Genomic DNA, 15,373 nt, shown 5'->3' with positions numbered 1-15,373 from the left:
GCCGCGGCCTGGTCACGCGGCTGCCGGCATCCCGGCGGACGAAACCCCGATCCGGTCAGTGACCCAGCAGGTGCCTGGCCGGCGCGTTGATCGCGTCGAGCCGGCTACCCAGCGATTCGGCCGCAGCCGCCTCGGCGCCGGCGTAGGACGCGCCGGACGCGGTCAAGCCTCGGACGATTTGCTCGTGGAAGGCCGCCATCTGCGCGCCGATCCGCTGATAGCCCTCTGCGTGAGCACCCCAGAACGCTGCGACCACGGCCGAGACCTGATCGGCGGCGGCAGCCGGCACGCCGGCCGTCTGCAGTCGCGCACTGACGTTGGCTTCGCTGATCGTCGAGCCGATGTCGGCCAGGTCCCTGGATGCAGCGGCCATCCCCTCCGGCCCCGCTGCAAACCACGTCATCACGCACCTCTTGAACTCAAGAACGGCAGGCCCGGATCGTACCTCGCCGGCAGTTTGAATACGTGCGTTTTCGCCGGGTCGCCTCGGGTGGCGGACCGTGCCGGCTGAGCTGCCGTCAGCGCGCGTGCACCTCGACCCGGTGCAGGTCGTCGCCGAGTTCGATCTGCCCGCCGAATTCGGTTGCCGCCAGAGCCCGCCACTGCTCTTCCTGGCCCGGCACGATGCCCGGCACATAGTGCGTCATCACCAGGGTGGCGACCCCGGCGCGGGCCGCGGTGGCAGCCGCCTCCGGTACCGACGAGTGATAGTCGCAGATGTCCTTCAGCCGTTGCTGGGGGACGTGGGAGACGATGTCCTTGCGTATCACGGTGTGCACCAAAGCGCCTGCACCGGCGGCTAATTCGTCGAGACTGGCGCAGGGCACGGTGTCGCCGGCAAGTACCACCGACGCGCCTTCGAACTCGACGCGGAACCCGATCGTCGGCGCCACCGGACGGTGATCGGTGGGGGCAACCCGGATCGTCACACCGTCGCGATCCCATACTGGCCCGTCGGTGTGCTCATGAACCTCGACCGGTGGCGGCGAGTTCAGGTCGGCGTGGTGCGCGATCCGGTAGCCGATGTCGTGACCGAATGCCTTGAGCATCGCGTCCACCACCTGTGCGGTGCCGGGCGGCCCGATGATCTGCAGCGGCGCCGGATCCGGCGCGAAGTTGGTGATCCAGCTGGTGATGAGGACGTCGCCGAGCTCGGCGATGTGGTCGCTGTGCAGGTGGGTGAGCAGCACTGCGCTCAACCCCGCGGCACCCACGCCCACCGCGGCCGCGCGTTGCAGTACTCCGCGCCCGCAGTCCACCAGGAAAGCCTGTCCGCCCGCGCGTACCAGGGTGGCGGGCCCGGCCCGGTTCGGGTCTGGAACAGGGCTGCCGGTGCCGAGCAGGGTGACCTCGATCATGGCTCTATCCTCGCAAGCCGAACGCATCGAGACGTAGTGCTCGGCAGTCAAGATGGCATGACGGTTTCGCTGCAGCGGATCACGGCTTCGGATGCTGGCTTTTGCGCCGACCGCGTACGTCGTAGCCTGGTGTGAATCGGATCACAACCCACGGGAGGCTAGATGCGGATCTCGGATGTCTTGCGCAACAAGGGGGCGGCGGTGACGACGATCAACCCCGACGCGACGGTCCGGGAATTGCTGGCCGGCCTGGCGGAGCAGAATATCGGCGCGATGGTGGTGGTCGGCGACGAGGGAGTGGTCGGCATCGTCTCCGAGCGCGACGTGGTGCGCCAACTGCACACGCACGGCGCCAGCGTGCTGTCGCGTCCGGTGTCCAAGATCATGACCAGCGCCGTGGCCACCTGCGCGAAGACCGACACGGTCGACGAGATCAGCGTGCTGATGACCCAGCACCGGGTGCGACACATACCCGTGCTGGACGGCAGGAGGCTGATCGGGATCGTCAGTATCGGCGACGTGGTCAAGACCCGGATGGGCGAACTGGAGGCCGAGCAGCAGCAGCTGCAGTCCTACATCACGCAGGGCTGAGTGTTTGGGCGTTGAGTCTGCGCTGAGGGCGGGGTCTTCTCACACTTTGTCGCCGTAGGCGCAGAGTCAAATTGGGCAGGGCGCTCAGCGCCAGGCGTACTCGGTGCGCAGCCGGGCGGCCACCAGATCGAAGGTCTCGCGGTTCAGGATCGCGCCCTCGCGGCGGATGCTCTCTTCGGGCACGTCGAGCACGCGGTCCAGCCGCACCCAGCTCGGTCTGCCCTCGTAATCCCAATCGCCCGAACCGATCCCGACCCAATGCCGATCCTCGGCGTGCTGCTCCTGGCTCGACAGCATCAGTCCCAGCAAGACGCTGCGTTCGCGGCCCACCACGAGCACCGGCCGGTCCTTGCCGCGGGTCGGGTCGTCCTCGTAAACCACCCAGGTCCAGACGATCTCGCCGGGGTCGGCCCGACCGTCCAGATCTGGGGAATAGACCACCCGGCGAGCCCGCTGCGCAGTCGGGAAGCTCGTCTTCGTCACCGGACGGCCGGTGGTGATCTCGGCCGGCGGCGCCGGCAAACCCATCGCGACGATGTTCGCGGTGATCTTCACGGCTTGCTGGATGGTCCGCAGTGTCTCCTGCGTGTTCTGCAGGCGCTGCACCACTTTCGGAGCCTCGCTGACGAGGTTCTCCGCAAAGCGCTGGAACGTCTTCCACTGTGACTTGCCGGACGACTTCTTACCCGGTGCCATGCTCGCAGCATAACCGCGTGATTGTGTCCCGGTTGTTGTGCACGGATACGCTGGGCATACCCGCCAACCGCCCAACCAGGAGATTCCCATCAGCAGTTTCGCCGACAAGACGTTCACGCCGCCGGCGCAGATTCGGAACTTCTGCATCATCGCTCACATCGACCACGGCAAGTCGACGCTGGCCGACCGAATGCTGCAGCTGACCGGCGTAGTCGACGAACGCTCGATGCGGGCCCAGTACCTGGACCGGATGGACATCGAGCGGGAACGCGGCATCACCATCAAGGCCCAGAACGTCCGGCTGCCCTGGACCTTGAAGGACGGGGCCGGCGCAGGCGACTATGTTCTTCACCTGATCGACACCCCCGGTCACGTCGACTTCACCTACGAAGTGTCCCGTGCGCTGGAAGCCTGCGAGGGCGCGGTGCTGCTGGTCGACGCCGCCCAGGGCATCGAGGCGCAAACGCTGGCCAATCTCTACCTGGCGCTGGACCGTGACCTGCACATCATCCCGGTGCTGAACAAGATCGACCTGCCCGCTGCCGATCCGGACCGCTACGCCGGTGAGATCGCTCACATCATCGGCTGCGAGCCGACCGATGTGCTGCGGGTCTCCGGCAAGACCGGCGAAGGCGTCGGCGACCTGCTCGACCACGTGGTGCGCGAGGTGCCGCCGCCGCAGGGCGACGCCGACGCGCCCAGCCGGGCGATGATCTTCGACAGCGTCTATGACATCTATCGCGGAGTGGTGACCTACGTCCGCGTGGTCGACGGCAAGATCAGTCCCCGTGAGCGCATCGCGATGATGTCCACCGGCGCCACCCACGAACTGCTCGAGGTCGGCATCGTCTCGCCGGAGCCGAAAGCCAGCGCGGGCCTGGGCGTGGGCGAGGTGGGTTACCTGATCACCGGCGTGAAGGACGTGCGGCAGTCCAAGGTCGGGGACACGGTGACCACCGCCCGGCACGGCGCCAAGGAAGCGTTGACGGGCTACCGGGAGCCCAAGCCGATGGTCTATTCGGGCCTGTATCCCGTGGACGGCAGCGACTACCCGAACCTGCGCGACGCGCTGGACAAGTTGCAGCTCAACGACGCCGCGCTGACCTACGAGCCGGAAACCTCGGTGGCTCTGGGTTTCGGCTTCCGGTGCGGCTTCCTGGGGCTGCTGCACATGGAGATCACCCGCGAGCGACTCGAGCGCGAATTCGACCTGGACCTGATCTCGACCTCGCCCAACGTCGTCTACCGGGTGGAGAAGGAAGACAACACCGAGATCGTGGTGACCAACCCCTCGGACTGGCCGGAGGGCAAGGTCCGCACCGTCTACGAACCGATCGTCAAGACCACCATCATCGCGCCCAGCGAATTCATCGGCACCATCATGGAGCTGTGCCAGTCGCGGCGCGGCGAACTGGGCGGCATGGACTATCTGTCGCCCGAGCGGGTGGAGCTGCGCTACACACTGCCGTTGGGCGAGATCATCTTTGACTTCTTCGACTCGCTGAAGTCGCGCACCCGTGGTTACGCCAGCCTCGACTACGAAGAGGCCGGCGAACAGGAAGCCCAATTGGTCAAGGTCGACATCTTGCTGCAGGGCGAAGCCGTCGACGCGTTCAGCGCGATCGTCCACAAGGACGGCGCCTCGGCCTACGGCACCAAGATGACCACCAAACTCAAGGAACTCATCCCGCGCCAGCAGTTCGAGGTGCCGGTACAGGCCGCGATCGGCTCGAAAATCATTGCGCGCGAGAACATCCGGGCGATCCGCAAGGACGTGCTGTCCAAATGCTATGGCGGTGACATCACCCGCAAGCGCAAACTGCTGGAGAAGCAGAAGGAGGGCAAGAAGCGGATGAAGACCATCGGGCGGGTCGACGTGCCGCAGGAAGCCTTCGTCGCCGCACTGTCCACCGATGCCGCGGGGGACAAAGGCAAGAAATAGCCGCAACCAGGGCTACGCGAGGAAGGTCTCGAGCAGATGAAGTCCCGCTGGATCGTCGGTTTCGGGCTCTTGGCCGTGCTGACCGGCTGTACGCAATCCGTCACCGGTACCGCACACCCCGCACCTGGATTGAAACCGCGCCCGCTCGGTGGCGACAGCGTCAAACAGGTGCTGCTCGACGACGCCGCGCTGGAGCGGATACTCGCCCAGCCGTTCAAGGTCGACTCGCAATTCCCGCCCCGTTACGGTGACCGCGACAAGTTGGCGCACGCGTACGGACCCGCGTCGCCGGTCGAGTGTGTCGGCGTCGTGACGACCATGGAGAAGGGCGTCTACGACTCCGCGCCCGTGCAGGACGTCGCACGCCAAACCTGGTGGCATGCAACCGATTCCGTCAAGGTGATCAGCGTGACCGAAGGCGTGGTGACGTTCCCCAAGATCTCTGATGCCGCTGCGCTCTTCGACCAGTTCACCACCCAATGGAAGAACTGCGACGGCACCGCCGTGGAACTGCCCGGCGCCACGCTCAGTTTCACCGACACCATCGGCAGTGTGCGTGTCGCCGATTCCGTTCTGGCAGCGACGATTTACGACCAGGCCAGCTTGTCCAGCTCCACTCCCATGCCGGTGGCACGCGCTGTCGGCGTGCGGGGGAACTGCCTGGTCGAGGTGGAGGTCGCTTTCTTCAGCACCGACAATCCGTCGGATCGGGGATCTGCCAATCTGGGCACCAGCGCGATCGAAATCGCGCACACGGTGATGGACAAGATCACCGCGGCGACGTGACAGCCGGCGGCTAGACGGGCGCGTTGGCGGGCTGGAACGCGCCCGAACCGTCGGCCTCCTCCTCGGCCCGGATCACGTGCACCACCGCATTGATCAGGGCCAGGTGGGTGAACGCCTGCGGGAAGTTACCCAGCTGCCGACCGGTGCGAGGCTCGATTTCCTCGGCATACAGATGCAGCGGGCTGGCATAGGCCAACAGTCGTTCGCACAGCCGCTTGGCTCGCGCCACCTCGCCGATCTCCACCAACGCCGACACCAGCCAGAACGAACAGATGGTGAACGTGCCCTCCTCGCCGGACAGCCCGTCGTCGGTCTCGTGCACGCGGTAGCGCAGCACCAGTCCTTCCTCGGTGAGCTCGTCGGCGATGGCCAGCACGGTGGCACGCACCCGCGGGTCGTCGGGCGGCAGGAACCGGGTCAGCACCACCAGCAACAGCGAGGCGTCCAGGGCGTCATCCCCGTAGCGCTGGGTGAACACGCCGCGGGAGTCCACACCGTGCTCCAGGATGTCGGCCTTGATCTCCTCGGCGATCGCACGCCACTGCTGGGCGTAGCTCTTCTCGCCCTGCCGCTCGGCCAACTTGGCCCCGCGGTCCAGCGCCACCCAGCACATCACCTTCGACGACGTGAAGTGCTGCGGCTCCCCGCGCACCTCCCAGATTCCCCGGTCGGGTCCCCGCCAGTGCTTGATCGCCTCTTCCACCTGCTTCTTCAGTACCGGCCACAGGTTTTCCGGGACCTGCTCGCGGGATTTGGCGTGCAGGTAGAACGAGTCCAGTACCGAGCCCCAGATGTCGTGCTGGACCTGGTCGTAGGCCCCGTTGCCGATGCGCACCGGACGGGCATGGTCGTAGCCGGACAAGTGGTTGAGTTCTTCTTCGACGAGGCTTCGCTCGCCACCGACGCCGTACATCACCTGAAGCGGATGGCGCTCGTCGCTGTTGGCCCCGGACACGTCGGCGATGAACGCGAAAAAGTCGTCGGCCTCACGGTCCAACCCGATCGTGTAGAGACCCCATAACGCGAACGTCGAGTCCCGGATCCACGAGTAGCGGTAGTCCCAGTTGCGTTCGCCCTGCGGCGTCTCCGGCAGCGAAGTGGTGCTCGCCGCCAGCAGCGCGCCGGTCGGGGAGTAGGTCAACCCCTTCAACGTGAGTGCGCTGCGCTGCAGGTACGCCCGCCACGGGTGATCGGGGAAGTTGCCGATGTTGATCCACTGCCGCCAGCACTCCGTGGTCTGCCACATCTTCTCGGCGGCCTCTTTGTAGGTCTGCGGCGCCGGGTGCTTGGTCCAGCTCAGCGCGACGAACACGTCGTCGCCCTCTTTCATCCGGGTGCGGGCGCGCGCCTCGCGGCCCTCCAGGCCGATGTTGAGGTTGGTGGTCAGCCGCAGCGTCGGGTGCGCGTCCGGTTGCTTGGTGGCGCGGGCGATGGCCTCGCCGTAGGCGTTGGCCGAGTACTCCCACGTCGCCCCGAGACGGTGGTAGTCGAAAGCCGGTTCGCAGCTCATCATCAGCTCGACGGTGCCGCTGACGCAGCGCACGGTGCGCAACAGGATGTGCTCGGCGTCCCAGTCCATCGGGGTGCGACGGTGTGTCCGGGAGCGGCGTTCGATGTCGTGCCAGGGGCCCATCACCAGCGCGTCGCGCACGATCAGCCAACCGGTGTGGGTCTGCCAGGTGGTCTCCATGATCAGGCTGCCGGGTAAATAGCGCCGCGCCGACGGCACCGAGACGCCGTACGGACCGAGCCGGAAATGCCCGGCGCTGCGGTCCAAGATCGCACCGAACACGCTCGGGGAATCCGGCCGTGGCACACACAGCCACTCCACGGATCCTGCCGGTGAGATCAGGCACGTGGTTTCCCAGTCCGACAGGAAGGCGTAATCGGCGATGGGCGGGAACGGGTTGCGCGACGGCGAACTGGACACATAGGGGCCGGTCGACTCGAGTTCGACTGCCACCGCGTCGAGAGTGGCCAGCTCAGTGGCGGGTTCGTCGAGCGGGACAAGCTGGTCGTTAGCTGAATCAGCGGCATCGGCATGCAGGACCATCCCGACATCATCGACTGTTCACCGGCCGCTCGTCCACTTCGCGACCGAGGTGTTACCCGGTGGGAGGCGCGTTGGTTTCAGGGGCCGTGCCGCATAGGGTGGGCCCGGTGAACGGGTTCCTGAGTTGGTGGGACGGCGTGGAGCTCTGGCTCTCCGGGCTGCCGTTCGTGCTGCAGGCGCTGGCGGTGATGCCAGTGGTGTTGGCCCTGGCGTATTTTCTGGCGGCATCGTTGGATGCACTGCTCGGCAGGGGAATCCAACTGATGCGCCGGGTTCGCCACTCCGATGAGGCGTCCGGATAACTTCGATGCCGCGTTCGCACGTCACCCTGATTCTGGTCGCTCTGGTGGTGCTGGTGCTTGTCGCGTGGCTGCTCACGCACTGAATCGGCTCTCGAATTGCCGCTTGCGCGAACTCTGTTAGGCTTCGCCACATGCACGCAGCAGCCGATGTTCTGAAGCGCGATATCTTCGCGCTCGGCTGCGTTGACTCCGTCGTGGCTTGCTCCGCGGCACGCGTGCACTGTTGTCGCTGACTCCTGCCCCGTGCGCGGCCTGGTGTGGAGTTTGTGAATCGCCCTGATTCTCATTGATCGCCTATCCGCAGTCACGGGACCGCAATCACAAGTCCCGCACCGGAAGGCCACCAACCGTATATGTCCATAGGGTTTAAGAGCGTGCCGCGCTGGCAACAGCTGGTGGCGACCGTGCTCCTCGTCGGAGTTGTGGCGGCGTGCCGCGGTGGTCCCAGCGACGTCGTGGGCGGCGCAGGACTCGGCAACGCGAAGTCCAGCATCACCCTGGTCGCCTATTCGGTCGCCGAACCCGGTTGGAGCAAGGTGATTCCGGCGTTCAACGCGTCCGAGGAAGGTAACGGCGTGCAGGTGATCAGTTCCTTCGGGGCCTCCGGTGACCAGTCACGCGGCGTCGGGGAGGGCAAGCCGGCGGACCTGGTGAATTTCTCGGTCGAGCCCGACATCACCCGGTTGATCAAGAGCGGCAAGGTCGCCAAAGACTGGAATACCGATGCCACCAAGGGCATTCCGTTCGGCTCGTTGGTCACCTTCGTGGTGCGCAAGGGCAATCCGAAGAACATCAAGGATTGGGACGACCTGTTGCGTCCCGGTGTCGAGGTCATCACCCCGAGTCCGCTGAGTTCGGGTTCGGCGAAGTGGAATCTGTTGGCGCCGTACGCAGTGAAAAGCGAAGGCGGCAGGAACAACCAAGCGGGCATCGACTTCATCAACCGACTGGTGAGGGAACACGTGAAATTGCGTCCAGGTTCGGGACGAGAAGCCACGGACGTTTTCGTCCAGGGCAGTGGTGACGTCCTGGTCAGTTATGAGAACGAGGCCATCGCCGCCGAGCGGGCCGGCAAGCCGGTCGAACACGTCACCCCGCCGCAGACGTTCAAGATCGAGAACCCGATCGCCGTGATCACAACCAGCACGCATCTGCCGGCAGCGGTCGCCTTCAAGAATTTCCAGTACACCGCGCAGGCACAGCAGCTGTGGGCGCAGGCCGGTTTCCGGCCGGTCGATCCATCCGTCGCCGCGGCGTTCCGCAATCAGTTCCCGCAGCCGGCGAAGTTGTGGACCATCGCCGACCTCGGCGGCTGGGCCACCGTGGACCCGAAACTGTTCGACAAGAGCGCCGGCAGCATCACCAAGATCTACACGCAGGCCACCGGATGACCGTGACCGTTACTCCTGACCCAGAGGCGATCCGTCCCGAGCTCGAGCAGCCCGGCACCGAAGCGCCGCAACCGGTGCAGCCTGGTGGCGGCCGGATTCGCACCACCTCACTGCGCGTCGGTGTAGCCACGCTGTGGCTGTCGGTGATCGTGCTGCTGCCGCTCGGGGCGATTGTGTGGCAGGCGGTTGGCGGTGGCTGGCAGGCATTCCGGATCGCGGTCACCTCGCACGCCGCGCTGGAATCGTTGCGGGTGACCCTGACGATCTCAATCGGGGTGACCTTGCTCAACACGGTGTTCGGCCTGCTCATCGCCTGGGTGTTGGTGCGGGACAACTTCTTCGGTAAGCGGCTCGTCGACGCTGTCATCGACTTGCCGTTCGCGTTACCGACGATCGTGGCCAGCTTGGTGATGCTTGCGCTCTACGGCAACCACAGCCCGGTGGGCCTGCAACTGCAGCACACCGAATGGGGCGTCGGGGTGGCGCTGGCGTTCGTCACGCTGCCCTTCGTGGTGCGCGCGGTTCAGCCGGTGTTGTTGGAGATCGACAGGGAGACCGAGGAGGCGGCAGCGTCGCTGGGCGCCAATGGCCCCAAGATCTTCACCTCCGTCGTGCTGCCGTCACTGCTGCCCGCGTTGTTGTCCGGTGCGGGCCTGGCCTTTTCCCGCGCCATCGGCGAGTTCGGATCGGTGGTGTTGATCGGCGGTGCGGTGCCCGGCAAGACCGAAGTGTCCTCGCAATGGATACGAACGCTGATCGAGAACGACGACCGCACCGGGGCGGCGGCGATATCGATTGTGTTGCTGTCGATTTCGTTCGTCGTGCTGTTGATCCTGCGGATCATCGGTGGCCGGGCAGCCAAGCGCGAGGAGATGTCCCGGTGAAGCCGTCACGCGCAATCCGCTACCTTCTTCGATACAGCGCGTTGGCATATGTCGCTGTGCTGCTGATCATCCCGGTGATCCTGATCCTTTGGCGCACGTTCGAGCCAGGGCTGGGTCAGTTCTACGACTGGATCAGCACCCCGGCCGCGGTGTCGGCGCTGAACCTGTCGCTGCTGGTGGTGGCCATCGTGGTGCCGCTGAATGTGGTGTTCGGGATTCCGACGGCATTAGTGTTGGCGCGCAACCGGTTCCGCGGTAAAGGCATCCTGCAGGCAATCATCGATCTGCCGTTCGCGGTCTCGCCCGTCATCGTTGGCGTGTCCCTGATCGTGCTCTGGGGCGCGAGCGGCGCACTGGGATTCGTCGAGCGTGATCTCGGCTTCAAGATCATCTTCGGCCTGCCGGGCATCGTGCTGGCCAGCATCTTCGTCACGCTGCCGTTCGTGGTGCGCGAGGTCGAGCCGGTGCTGCACGAGTTGGGCACCGATCAGGAACAGGCCGCGGCGACCCTCGGTTCTGGCTGGTGGCAGACATTTTGGCGGATCACCCTGCCCTCCATCCGGTGGGGTCTGACGTACGGCATCGTGTTGACCGTCGCGCGCACGCTCGGCGAGTACGGCGCGGTCATCATGGTGTCGTCCAACCTGCCGGGGCAGTCGCAGACGCTGACGTTATTGGTGTCGGACCGCTACAACCGGGGCGCGGAATACGGCGCGTACGCGCTGTCGACCCTGCTGATGGCGGTTGCCGTGCTCGTTCTGATCGTTCAAGTGGTGCTGGACGCACGTCGGGCACGTGCGAGCAAGTAGGCCGGACAAGGAGATTCGAGGATGACCGACACTGGGACCAACCAGGGCAACGCGATTGTGGTGCGGGATGCCTACAAGCACTACGGCGATTTCGTGGCGCTGGATCACGTGGACTTCGTGGTGCCCAACGGTTCGTTGACGGCGTTGCTGGGGCCGAGTGGCTCGGGCAAGTCGACGCTGCTGCGTACGATCGCGGGTCTGGACCAACCCGACTCCGGGACCGTCATCATCGAGGGTCGCGACGTCACGCGGGTGCCGCCGCAGCGCCGCGACATCGGATTCGTGTTCCAGCACTATGCCGCGTTCAAGCACCTGACCGTGCGCAACAACGTCGCCTACGGTTTGAAGATCCGTAAGCGGCCGAAGGCCGAAATCAAGGAGAAGGTCGACCACCTGCTGGAGGTGGTGGGCCTGAGCGGTTTCCAAAACCGCTATCCGAACCAGCTTTCCGGCGGTCAGCGCCAGCGCATGGCCCTGGCCCGCGCACTGGCGGTCGACCCGCAGGTGCTGCTGCTCGACGAGCCGTTCGGCGCGCTGGACGCCAAGGTGCGCGAGGATCTGCGGTCCTGGTTGCGGCGTCTGCACGACGAGGTCCACGTCACCACGGTGCTGGTCACCCACGACCAGGCCGAAGCGCTGGATGTGGCCGACCGGATCGCCGTGTTGAACAAGGGCCGCATCGAACAGGTCGGTTCGCCGACCGAGGTCTACGACACCCCAGCGAACTCGTTCGTGATGTCCTTCCTGGGCGCGGTGTCCGCGCTCAACGGTGCTCTGGTCCGCCCGCATGACATCCGGGTGGGCCGCAATCCCGAGATGGCGATTGCCGGCGGCGACGGTACAGCGGAATCGATCGGTGTGGTGAAGGCGTCGGTCGATCGGGTGGTGACGTTGGGATTCGAGGTCCGGGTCGAGCTGACCAGCGCGGTCAGCGGGGGTCCGTTCACCGCGCAGATCACCCGTGGCGACGCTGAGGCGCTGGCGCTCAAGGAAGGTGACACCGTCTACGTCCGCGCCACCCGGGTACCGCCGATCGCCGACGCCGTGTCCGACGACGAGGACGACAAGGAACTTACCTCGGCCTAGCGGTCCCGGTACGCCACCTGCGGATCGAACGGACTGTGGACAACTGCGACAGGCGCTGCGTCGTCACATGATTCGCATAAGCAGCCCAACTGCCACCACGACGAACACGACGACGAAGACGGCCAGTCCGATCAGGCTGGCCACGGCAACCGGGGTCAGCCTGCGCCCTGGGCGCTCCTGCTGCTCGGACAGACCGGATGTCTGCGCGGAGTCCGGCGGAGTGGATCCGGGCGGGACGCCCCCTCCGGGTTCGAGACCGGGTACTTGAGCGGGGTCCGGGTCCGGTGGTGTCGCGGTCATGGTCGCGAGTACCCCGTCGTGCTCAGGTCACACGGTTACGCGGCAATACGCTGCGCCACGACCTGATCGAAGCGATCCAGCACCGTGGCAGCAACCAGTCGATGCGCACCCAGCGGCGCCGCCATCTCGACGCCGGCATTGATTGCGAACCGCTCGACCCGATCCGGGATGCGTCCCGGCGCAAGGAACCAGGGCGCGATGATTACTCGTCGGGCACCCCGGTCGCGCAACCGCTCGAGCGCTGCATCCATCGGCGCCTCCGGGCGGGTGGCGAACGCGGTTGTCACTGCAGCCCAACGAGTTCCGATCGCCAGTCGAGGCGCGACCTCGCCGGTGCGAGCGTTGGCCACCGGGTTCGACGAGCCGATCGCCACCACCAGCACACCGGTGGTGTCGTCGAACCGGGACACCCGTCGCTGACCAATCCGATGACGCAGCACCGAGACCAGCCGCTCGTCTTCACCGAGCACTGCTGCCTGGCGCACCCTGTCCCCGACACCGGATGCGGCGATCTGGGCCGGGATATCCACCCGGGCGTGGTAGGCGTCGGCCAACAAGAACGGAGTGACCACCGCCTGGCCCGGACACTCGCGCAGGACGTCGGCCAGCCCCGGCGAATTGTGCTCGCAGAACGCAACCCGCACATCGAGGCCGGGACGAAGCAGCGTCACCCGGCGGGCGACCGCGCGCGCATTCGCCGCCGACCGCGGGTCCGCACTGCCGTGCGCCGCGAGAACCAGAGACGTCACGACGCGTGCAACCCGCATTCGGTCTTGGCCTGCCCCTGCCAACGTCCGCTGCGGGGATCCGCGCCCTCCAGCGGCTTGGCCGTGCACGGAGCGCAACCGATCGACGGATAACCCTCGTAGACAAGGGGATTGACCAACACGTCGTGCTCGTCGATGTACTCCTGCATATCCTGATCCGACCATGCCGCCAGCGGGTTGATCTTCACCAGCTTGAAAGCCTCGTCGAAGCTGATCAGCGGGGCGTTGGCGCGGGTGGGCGCCTCGACCCGCCGGATGCCGGTGACCCATGCGGAGTAACCGCGCAACGACTTGCCCAGCGGCGCCACCTTGCGCTGCCGGCAGCACTCGCCAGGATCGCGGGCGAACAAGTCCTTGCCGTACAGCCGGTCCTGCTCGGCCACCGAGTGCTCAGCGGTGACGTTGAGAACGCGGATGTCGTAGACGGACTCGACCGCGTCGCGGGTGCCGATCGTCTCCACGAAGTGGTAACCGGTGTCCAGGAACAGCACCGGCACGCCCGGCCGGATCTTGGCCGCCAGGTCAACCAGCACCGCGTCCTGCATGTTCGAAGCCACCACGTAGTTGCACGTCGCCCAGCCACGTGGGCCGTTGACGCCGCCGAAGTTCTCATCGGTCCACCGCAGCAGCTCGCTGGCGCTGGCGCCTTCGAGTTCGACCGCGCCGCGTGCCGCCACCTCCCGCAGCTCGCCTTCGGTCAGCTTGGTGGCTTCGCTCATCGCAGGTCGTCCTCCTCGGCCCGAATGGCCCACTGGGCAAAGCGTTCACCGTCGTTGCGGTGCTTGAGGAAGTTGCGCGTCACCCGGTCGATGTAGTCGCCCAGCTCGTCGCTGGTGACCTTGTGCTGACGCAGTTTCCGGCCGAATCCGCTGTCCAGACCGAGGCTGCCACCCAGATGCACCTGGAAGCCCTCGACCGGGTTACCGTCGCCGTCGTCGACCATCTGGCCCTTGAAGCCGATGTCTGCGACCTGAATCCGCGCGCACGAGTTGGGGCAACCGTTGATGTTGACGGTGATCGGCACGTCCAGCTCAGCGTTGATGCCTTCCAGGCGAGCTTCCAGCTCCGGCGCCAAAGTCTGTGCCCTGACCCGGGTTTCGGCGAACGACAGCTTGCAGTACTCGATCCCGGTGCACGCCATCAGGTTTCGGCGCCAATGCGACGGACGCGTGTGCAGATCGAGCTCTTCCAATCCGGCGATCGTCTCGTCGACCTTGTCGTCGGGGATATCCAGAATCACCAGCTTCTGGTAGGGGGTGAACCGAATCCGGTTCGAACCGGCCCGCTCGGCCAAATCTGCCACCGCCGAAAGGATGGTGCCCGACACCCGCCCGGCGATCGGAGAGGCGCCGATGGCGTTCAGCCCGTTCTTGAGTCGCTGCACGCCGACGTGGTCGATCGGATGCGCGACCGGTTGCGGCGCAGGTCCGTCGAGCAACGGACGCTTGAGGTACTCGGTCTCGAGGACTTCGCGGAATTTTTCTACGCCCCAGTCCTTGACCAGGAACTTCAGCCGCGCCTTGGCGCGCAGTCGCCGGTAGCCGTAGTCGCGGAACAACGACGTCACCGCCTCCCAGACCTCGGGCACCTCTGCCAGCGGGACCCACACGCCGAGACGTTGGGCCAACATCGGGTTGGTGGACAGTCCGCCACCGACCCACAGGTCCAGCCCGGGTCCGTGCTCGGGATGGTTGACGCCGATGAACGAGATGTCGTTGACCTCGTGCACCACATCCTGCAGGCCAGAGATTGCGGTCTTGTACTTGCGGGGCAGGTCGGCGTATTCGGGCTTGCCGATGTAGCGCTTGACGATCTCCTCGACGGCCCAGGTGGGGTCCAGTACCTCGTCGAGCGACTCACCGGCCAGCGGCGAGCCCAGCACCACACGCGGGCAGTCGCCGCACGCCTCCGTCGTCCGCAACCCGACCTCGTCCAGTCGCCGCCAGATTTCCGGGACGTTCTCCACCTCGATCCAGTGGTACTGGATGTTCTGCCGGTCGGAGATGTCGGCGGTGTCACGGGCGAATTCGGTCGAAATCTGGCCCAGCGTGCGCAGCGCGGTCGTCGACAGCGCGCCGCCGTCGCACCGCACCCGCATCATGAAGTAGCGGGCCTCCAGCAGATCGGCGTTGTCGTCGCCGGTGAACGATCCGTCGTAGCCCTGCTCACGCTGGGTGTAGAGGCCCCACCAGCGGAACCGGCCGCGCAGGTCGCTCTTGTCGATGCTGTCGAAGCCGCCCCGGGCGTAGATCGTCTCGATGCGCTCCCGCACATCCAGCGGGGCGCCGGCGTGCTTCATCTCTTCGTTGGGATTGAGCGGCTCGCGATTACCCAGCGCCCACTGGCCCTCGTTGCGAGGTGCCTTGGCGGGACGTGCTGCGGTCATGCGGGGAATCTCCTTCGCGAAC

Annotated in this window: 14 protein-coding genes and 2 pseudogenes; 8 read left to right on the top strand and 8 right to left on the bottom strand. The window is 66.0% G+C overall.

Translation table 11 applies throughout. From position 1 onward, the window contains the following. Positions 1-55: 55 nt before the first annotated feature. Complete coding sequence (locus AC5Y46_RS15860) at positions 56-403, bottom strand: PE family protein (RefSeq protein WP_499992102.1); 348 nt, start codon at positions 401-403, stop codon at positions 56-58. A 115-nt stretch (positions 404-518) separates the two neighbouring features. Next, positions 519-1,358, bottom strand: a complete 840-nt coding sequence (locus tag AC5Y46_RS15855; protein ID WP_499992101.1) for a ribonuclease Z — start codon at positions 1,356-1,358, stop codon at positions 519-521. Between the two features lie 162 nt (positions 1,359-1,520). Between AC5Y46_RS15855 and AC5Y46_RS15850 the strand changes: the two genes are divergently transcribed. Next, positions 1,521-1,949 (top strand): CBS domain-containing protein, encoded by a 429-nt coding sequence (locus AC5Y46_RS15850; protein ID WP_499945189.1) that lies wholly within the window; start codon positions 1,521-1,523, stop codon positions 1,947-1,949. 84 nt (positions 1,950-2,033) lie between these two features. On the opposite strand, the gene AC5Y46_RS15845 is transcribed toward AC5Y46_RS15850, so the two are convergent. Continuing rightward, positions 2,034-2,645: a type II toxin-antitoxin system PemK/MazF family toxin gene (locus AC5Y46_RS15845; protein WP_499992099.1), complete on the bottom strand. Its 612-nt coding sequence runs from the start codon at positions 2,643-2,645 to the stop codon at positions 2,034-2,036. Here AC5Y46_RS15845 and lepA point away from each other — a divergent pair. Both lepA and AC5Y46_RS15835 read left to right on the top strand, forming a co-directional pair. After that, positions 2,639-4,587: pseudogene (gene lepA / locus AC5Y46_RS15840) on the top strand (translation elongation factor 4). The gene AC5Y46_RS15845 and the pseudogene lepA overlap by 7 nt on opposite strands. Positions 4,588-4,623: 36 nt before the next feature. Beyond that, positions 4,624-5,373, top strand: a complete 750-nt coding sequence (locus tag AC5Y46_RS15835; protein ID WP_499945191.1) for a sensor domain-containing protein — start codon at positions 4,624-4,626, stop codon at positions 5,371-5,373. A 10-nt stretch (positions 5,374-5,383) separates the two neighbouring features. Here the strand turns inward: AC5Y46_RS15835 and AC5Y46_RS15830 are convergent. Then, positions 5,384-7,288: pseudogene (locus tag AC5Y46_RS15830) on the bottom strand (glycoside hydrolase family 15 protein); the annotation flags it as partial. A gap of 236 nt (positions 7,289-7,524) precedes the next feature. Here AC5Y46_RS15830 and AC5Y46_RS15825 point away from each other — a divergent pair. The 5 genes from AC5Y46_RS15825 (at position 7,525) to AC5Y46_RS15805 (ending at position 11,898) form a co-directional block, all read left to right on the top strand. Then, on the top strand, positions 7,525-7,728 hold the full coding sequence (locus AC5Y46_RS15825; protein ID WP_499945281.1) for a hypothetical protein: 204 nt from the start codon (positions 7,525-7,527) through the stop codon (positions 7,726-7,728). A gap of 353 nt (positions 7,729-8,081) precedes the next feature. Then, a complete protein-coding gene (locus tag AC5Y46_RS15820) occupies positions 8,082-9,119 on the top strand; it encodes a sulfate ABC transporter substrate-binding protein (RefSeq protein ID WP_499945192.1) in 1,038 nt (345 codons plus the stop codon). Beyond that, a complete protein-coding gene (gene cysT, locus AC5Y46_RS15815) occupies positions 9,116-10,003 on the top strand; it encodes a sulfate ABC transporter permease subunit CysT (RefSeq protein ID WP_499945193.1) in 888 nt (295 codons plus the stop codon). The genes AC5Y46_RS15820 and cysT overlap by 4 nt, the downstream gene beginning before the upstream one ends. Further along, complete coding sequence (gene cysW / locus AC5Y46_RS15810) at positions 10,000-10,812, top strand: sulfate ABC transporter permease subunit CysW (RefSeq protein ID WP_499945194.1); 813 nt, start codon at positions 10,000-10,002, stop codon at positions 10,810-10,812. Before cysT ends, cysW begins: the two co-directional genes overlap by 4 nt. A gap of 21 nt (positions 10,813-10,833) precedes the next feature. Further along, positions 10,834-11,898: a sulfate/molybdate ABC transporter ATP-binding protein gene (locus tag AC5Y46_RS15805; protein ID WP_499945196.1), complete on the top strand. Its 1,065-nt coding sequence runs from the start codon at positions 10,834-10,836 to the stop codon at positions 11,896-11,898. Between the two features lie 63 nt (positions 11,899-11,961). On the opposite strand, the gene AC5Y46_RS15800 is transcribed toward AC5Y46_RS15805, so the two are convergent. The 4 genes from AC5Y46_RS15800 to AC5Y46_RS15785 are packed head-to-tail and all read right to left on the bottom strand — an operon-like array spanning position 11,962 to position 15,351. After that, positions 11,962-12,198 carry a DUF6480 family protein gene (locus AC5Y46_RS15800; protein WP_499945199.1) on the bottom strand — a complete coding sequence of 79 codons (237 nt, stop codon included), beginning with the start codon at positions 12,196-12,198 and terminating at the stop codon, positions 11,962-11,964. Between the two features lie 35 nt (positions 12,199-12,233). Beyond that, positions 12,234-12,965, bottom strand: a complete 732-nt coding sequence (locus AC5Y46_RS15795) for a sirohydrochlorin chelatase (RefSeq protein ID WP_499945201.1) — start codon at positions 12,963-12,965, stop codon at positions 12,234-12,236. Then, positions 12,944-13,684, bottom strand: a complete 741-nt coding sequence (locus tag AC5Y46_RS15790; RefSeq protein WP_499945204.1) for a phosphoadenylyl-sulfate reductase — start codon at positions 13,682-13,684, stop codon at positions 12,944-12,946. Before AC5Y46_RS15790 ends, AC5Y46_RS15795 begins: the two co-directional genes overlap by 22 nt. Continuing rightward, positions 13,681-15,351 carry a nitrite/sulfite reductase gene (locus tag AC5Y46_RS15785; RefSeq protein WP_499945207.1) on the bottom strand — a complete coding sequence of 557 codons (1,671 nt, stop codon included), beginning with the start codon at positions 15,349-15,351 and terminating at the stop codon, positions 13,681-13,683. Before AC5Y46_RS15785 ends, AC5Y46_RS15790 begins: the two co-directional genes overlap by 4 nt. Between the last annotated feature and the right edge of the window lie 22 nt (positions 15,352-15,373).

Source organism: Mycobacterium sp. NGS59 (assembly GCF_059812345.1).
The sequence above is the reverse complement of the archived record's forward strand: the minus strand, read 5'-3'. Positions and strand labels throughout refer to the sequence as shown.

What these genes read in the sequence shown, in the direction of transcription:
- AC5Y46_RS15860 (WP_499992102.1), bottom strand. Translation starts at nt 403, where the DNA reads ATGACGTGGTTTGCAGCGGGGCCGGAGGGGATGGCCGCTGCATCCAGG.
- AC5Y46_RS15855 (WP_499992101.1), bottom strand. Translation starts at nt 1,358, where the DNA reads ATGATCGAGGTCACCCTGCTCGGCACCGGCAGCCCTGTTCCAGACCCG.
- AC5Y46_RS15850 (WP_499945189.1), top strand. Translation starts at nt 1,521, where the DNA reads ATGCGGATCTCGGATGTCTTGCGCAACAAGGGGGCGGCGGTGACGACG.
- AC5Y46_RS15845 (WP_499992099.1), bottom strand. Translation starts at nt 2,645, where the DNA reads ATGGCACCGGGTAAGAAGTCGTCCGGCAAGTCACAGTGGAAGACGTTC.
- AC5Y46_RS15835 (WP_499945191.1), top strand. Translation starts at nt 4,624, where the DNA reads ATGAAGTCCCGCTGGATCGTCGGTTTCGGGCTCTTGGCCGTGCTGACC.
- AC5Y46_RS15820 (WP_499945192.1), top strand. Translation starts at nt 8,082, where the DNA reads ATGTCCATAGGGTTTAAGAGCGTGCCGCGCTGGCAACAGCTGGTGGCG.
- cysT (WP_499945193.1), top strand. Translation starts at nt 9,116, where the DNA reads ATGACCGTGACCGTTACTCCTGACCCAGAGGCGATCCGTCCCGAGCTC.
- AC5Y46_RS15805 (WP_499945196.1), top strand. Translation starts at nt 10,834, where the DNA reads ATGACCGACACTGGGACCAACCAGGGCAACGCGATTGTGGTGCGGGAT.
- AC5Y46_RS15800 (WP_499945199.1), bottom strand. Translation starts at nt 12,198, where the DNA reads ATGACCGCGACACCACCGGACCCGGACCCCGCTCAAGTACCCGGTCTC.
- AC5Y46_RS15795 (WP_499945201.1), bottom strand. Translation starts at nt 12,965, where the DNA reads ATGCGGGTTGCACGCGTCGTGACGTCTCTGGTTCTCGCGGCGCACGGC.
- AC5Y46_RS15790 (WP_499945204.1), bottom strand. Translation starts at nt 13,684, where the DNA reads ATGAGCGAAGCCACCAAGCTGACCGAAGGCGAGCTGCGGGAGGTGGCG.
- AC5Y46_RS15785 (WP_499945207.1), bottom strand. Translation starts at nt 15,351, where the DNA reads ATGACCGCAGCACGTCCCGCCAAGGCACCTCGCAACGAGGGCCAGTGG.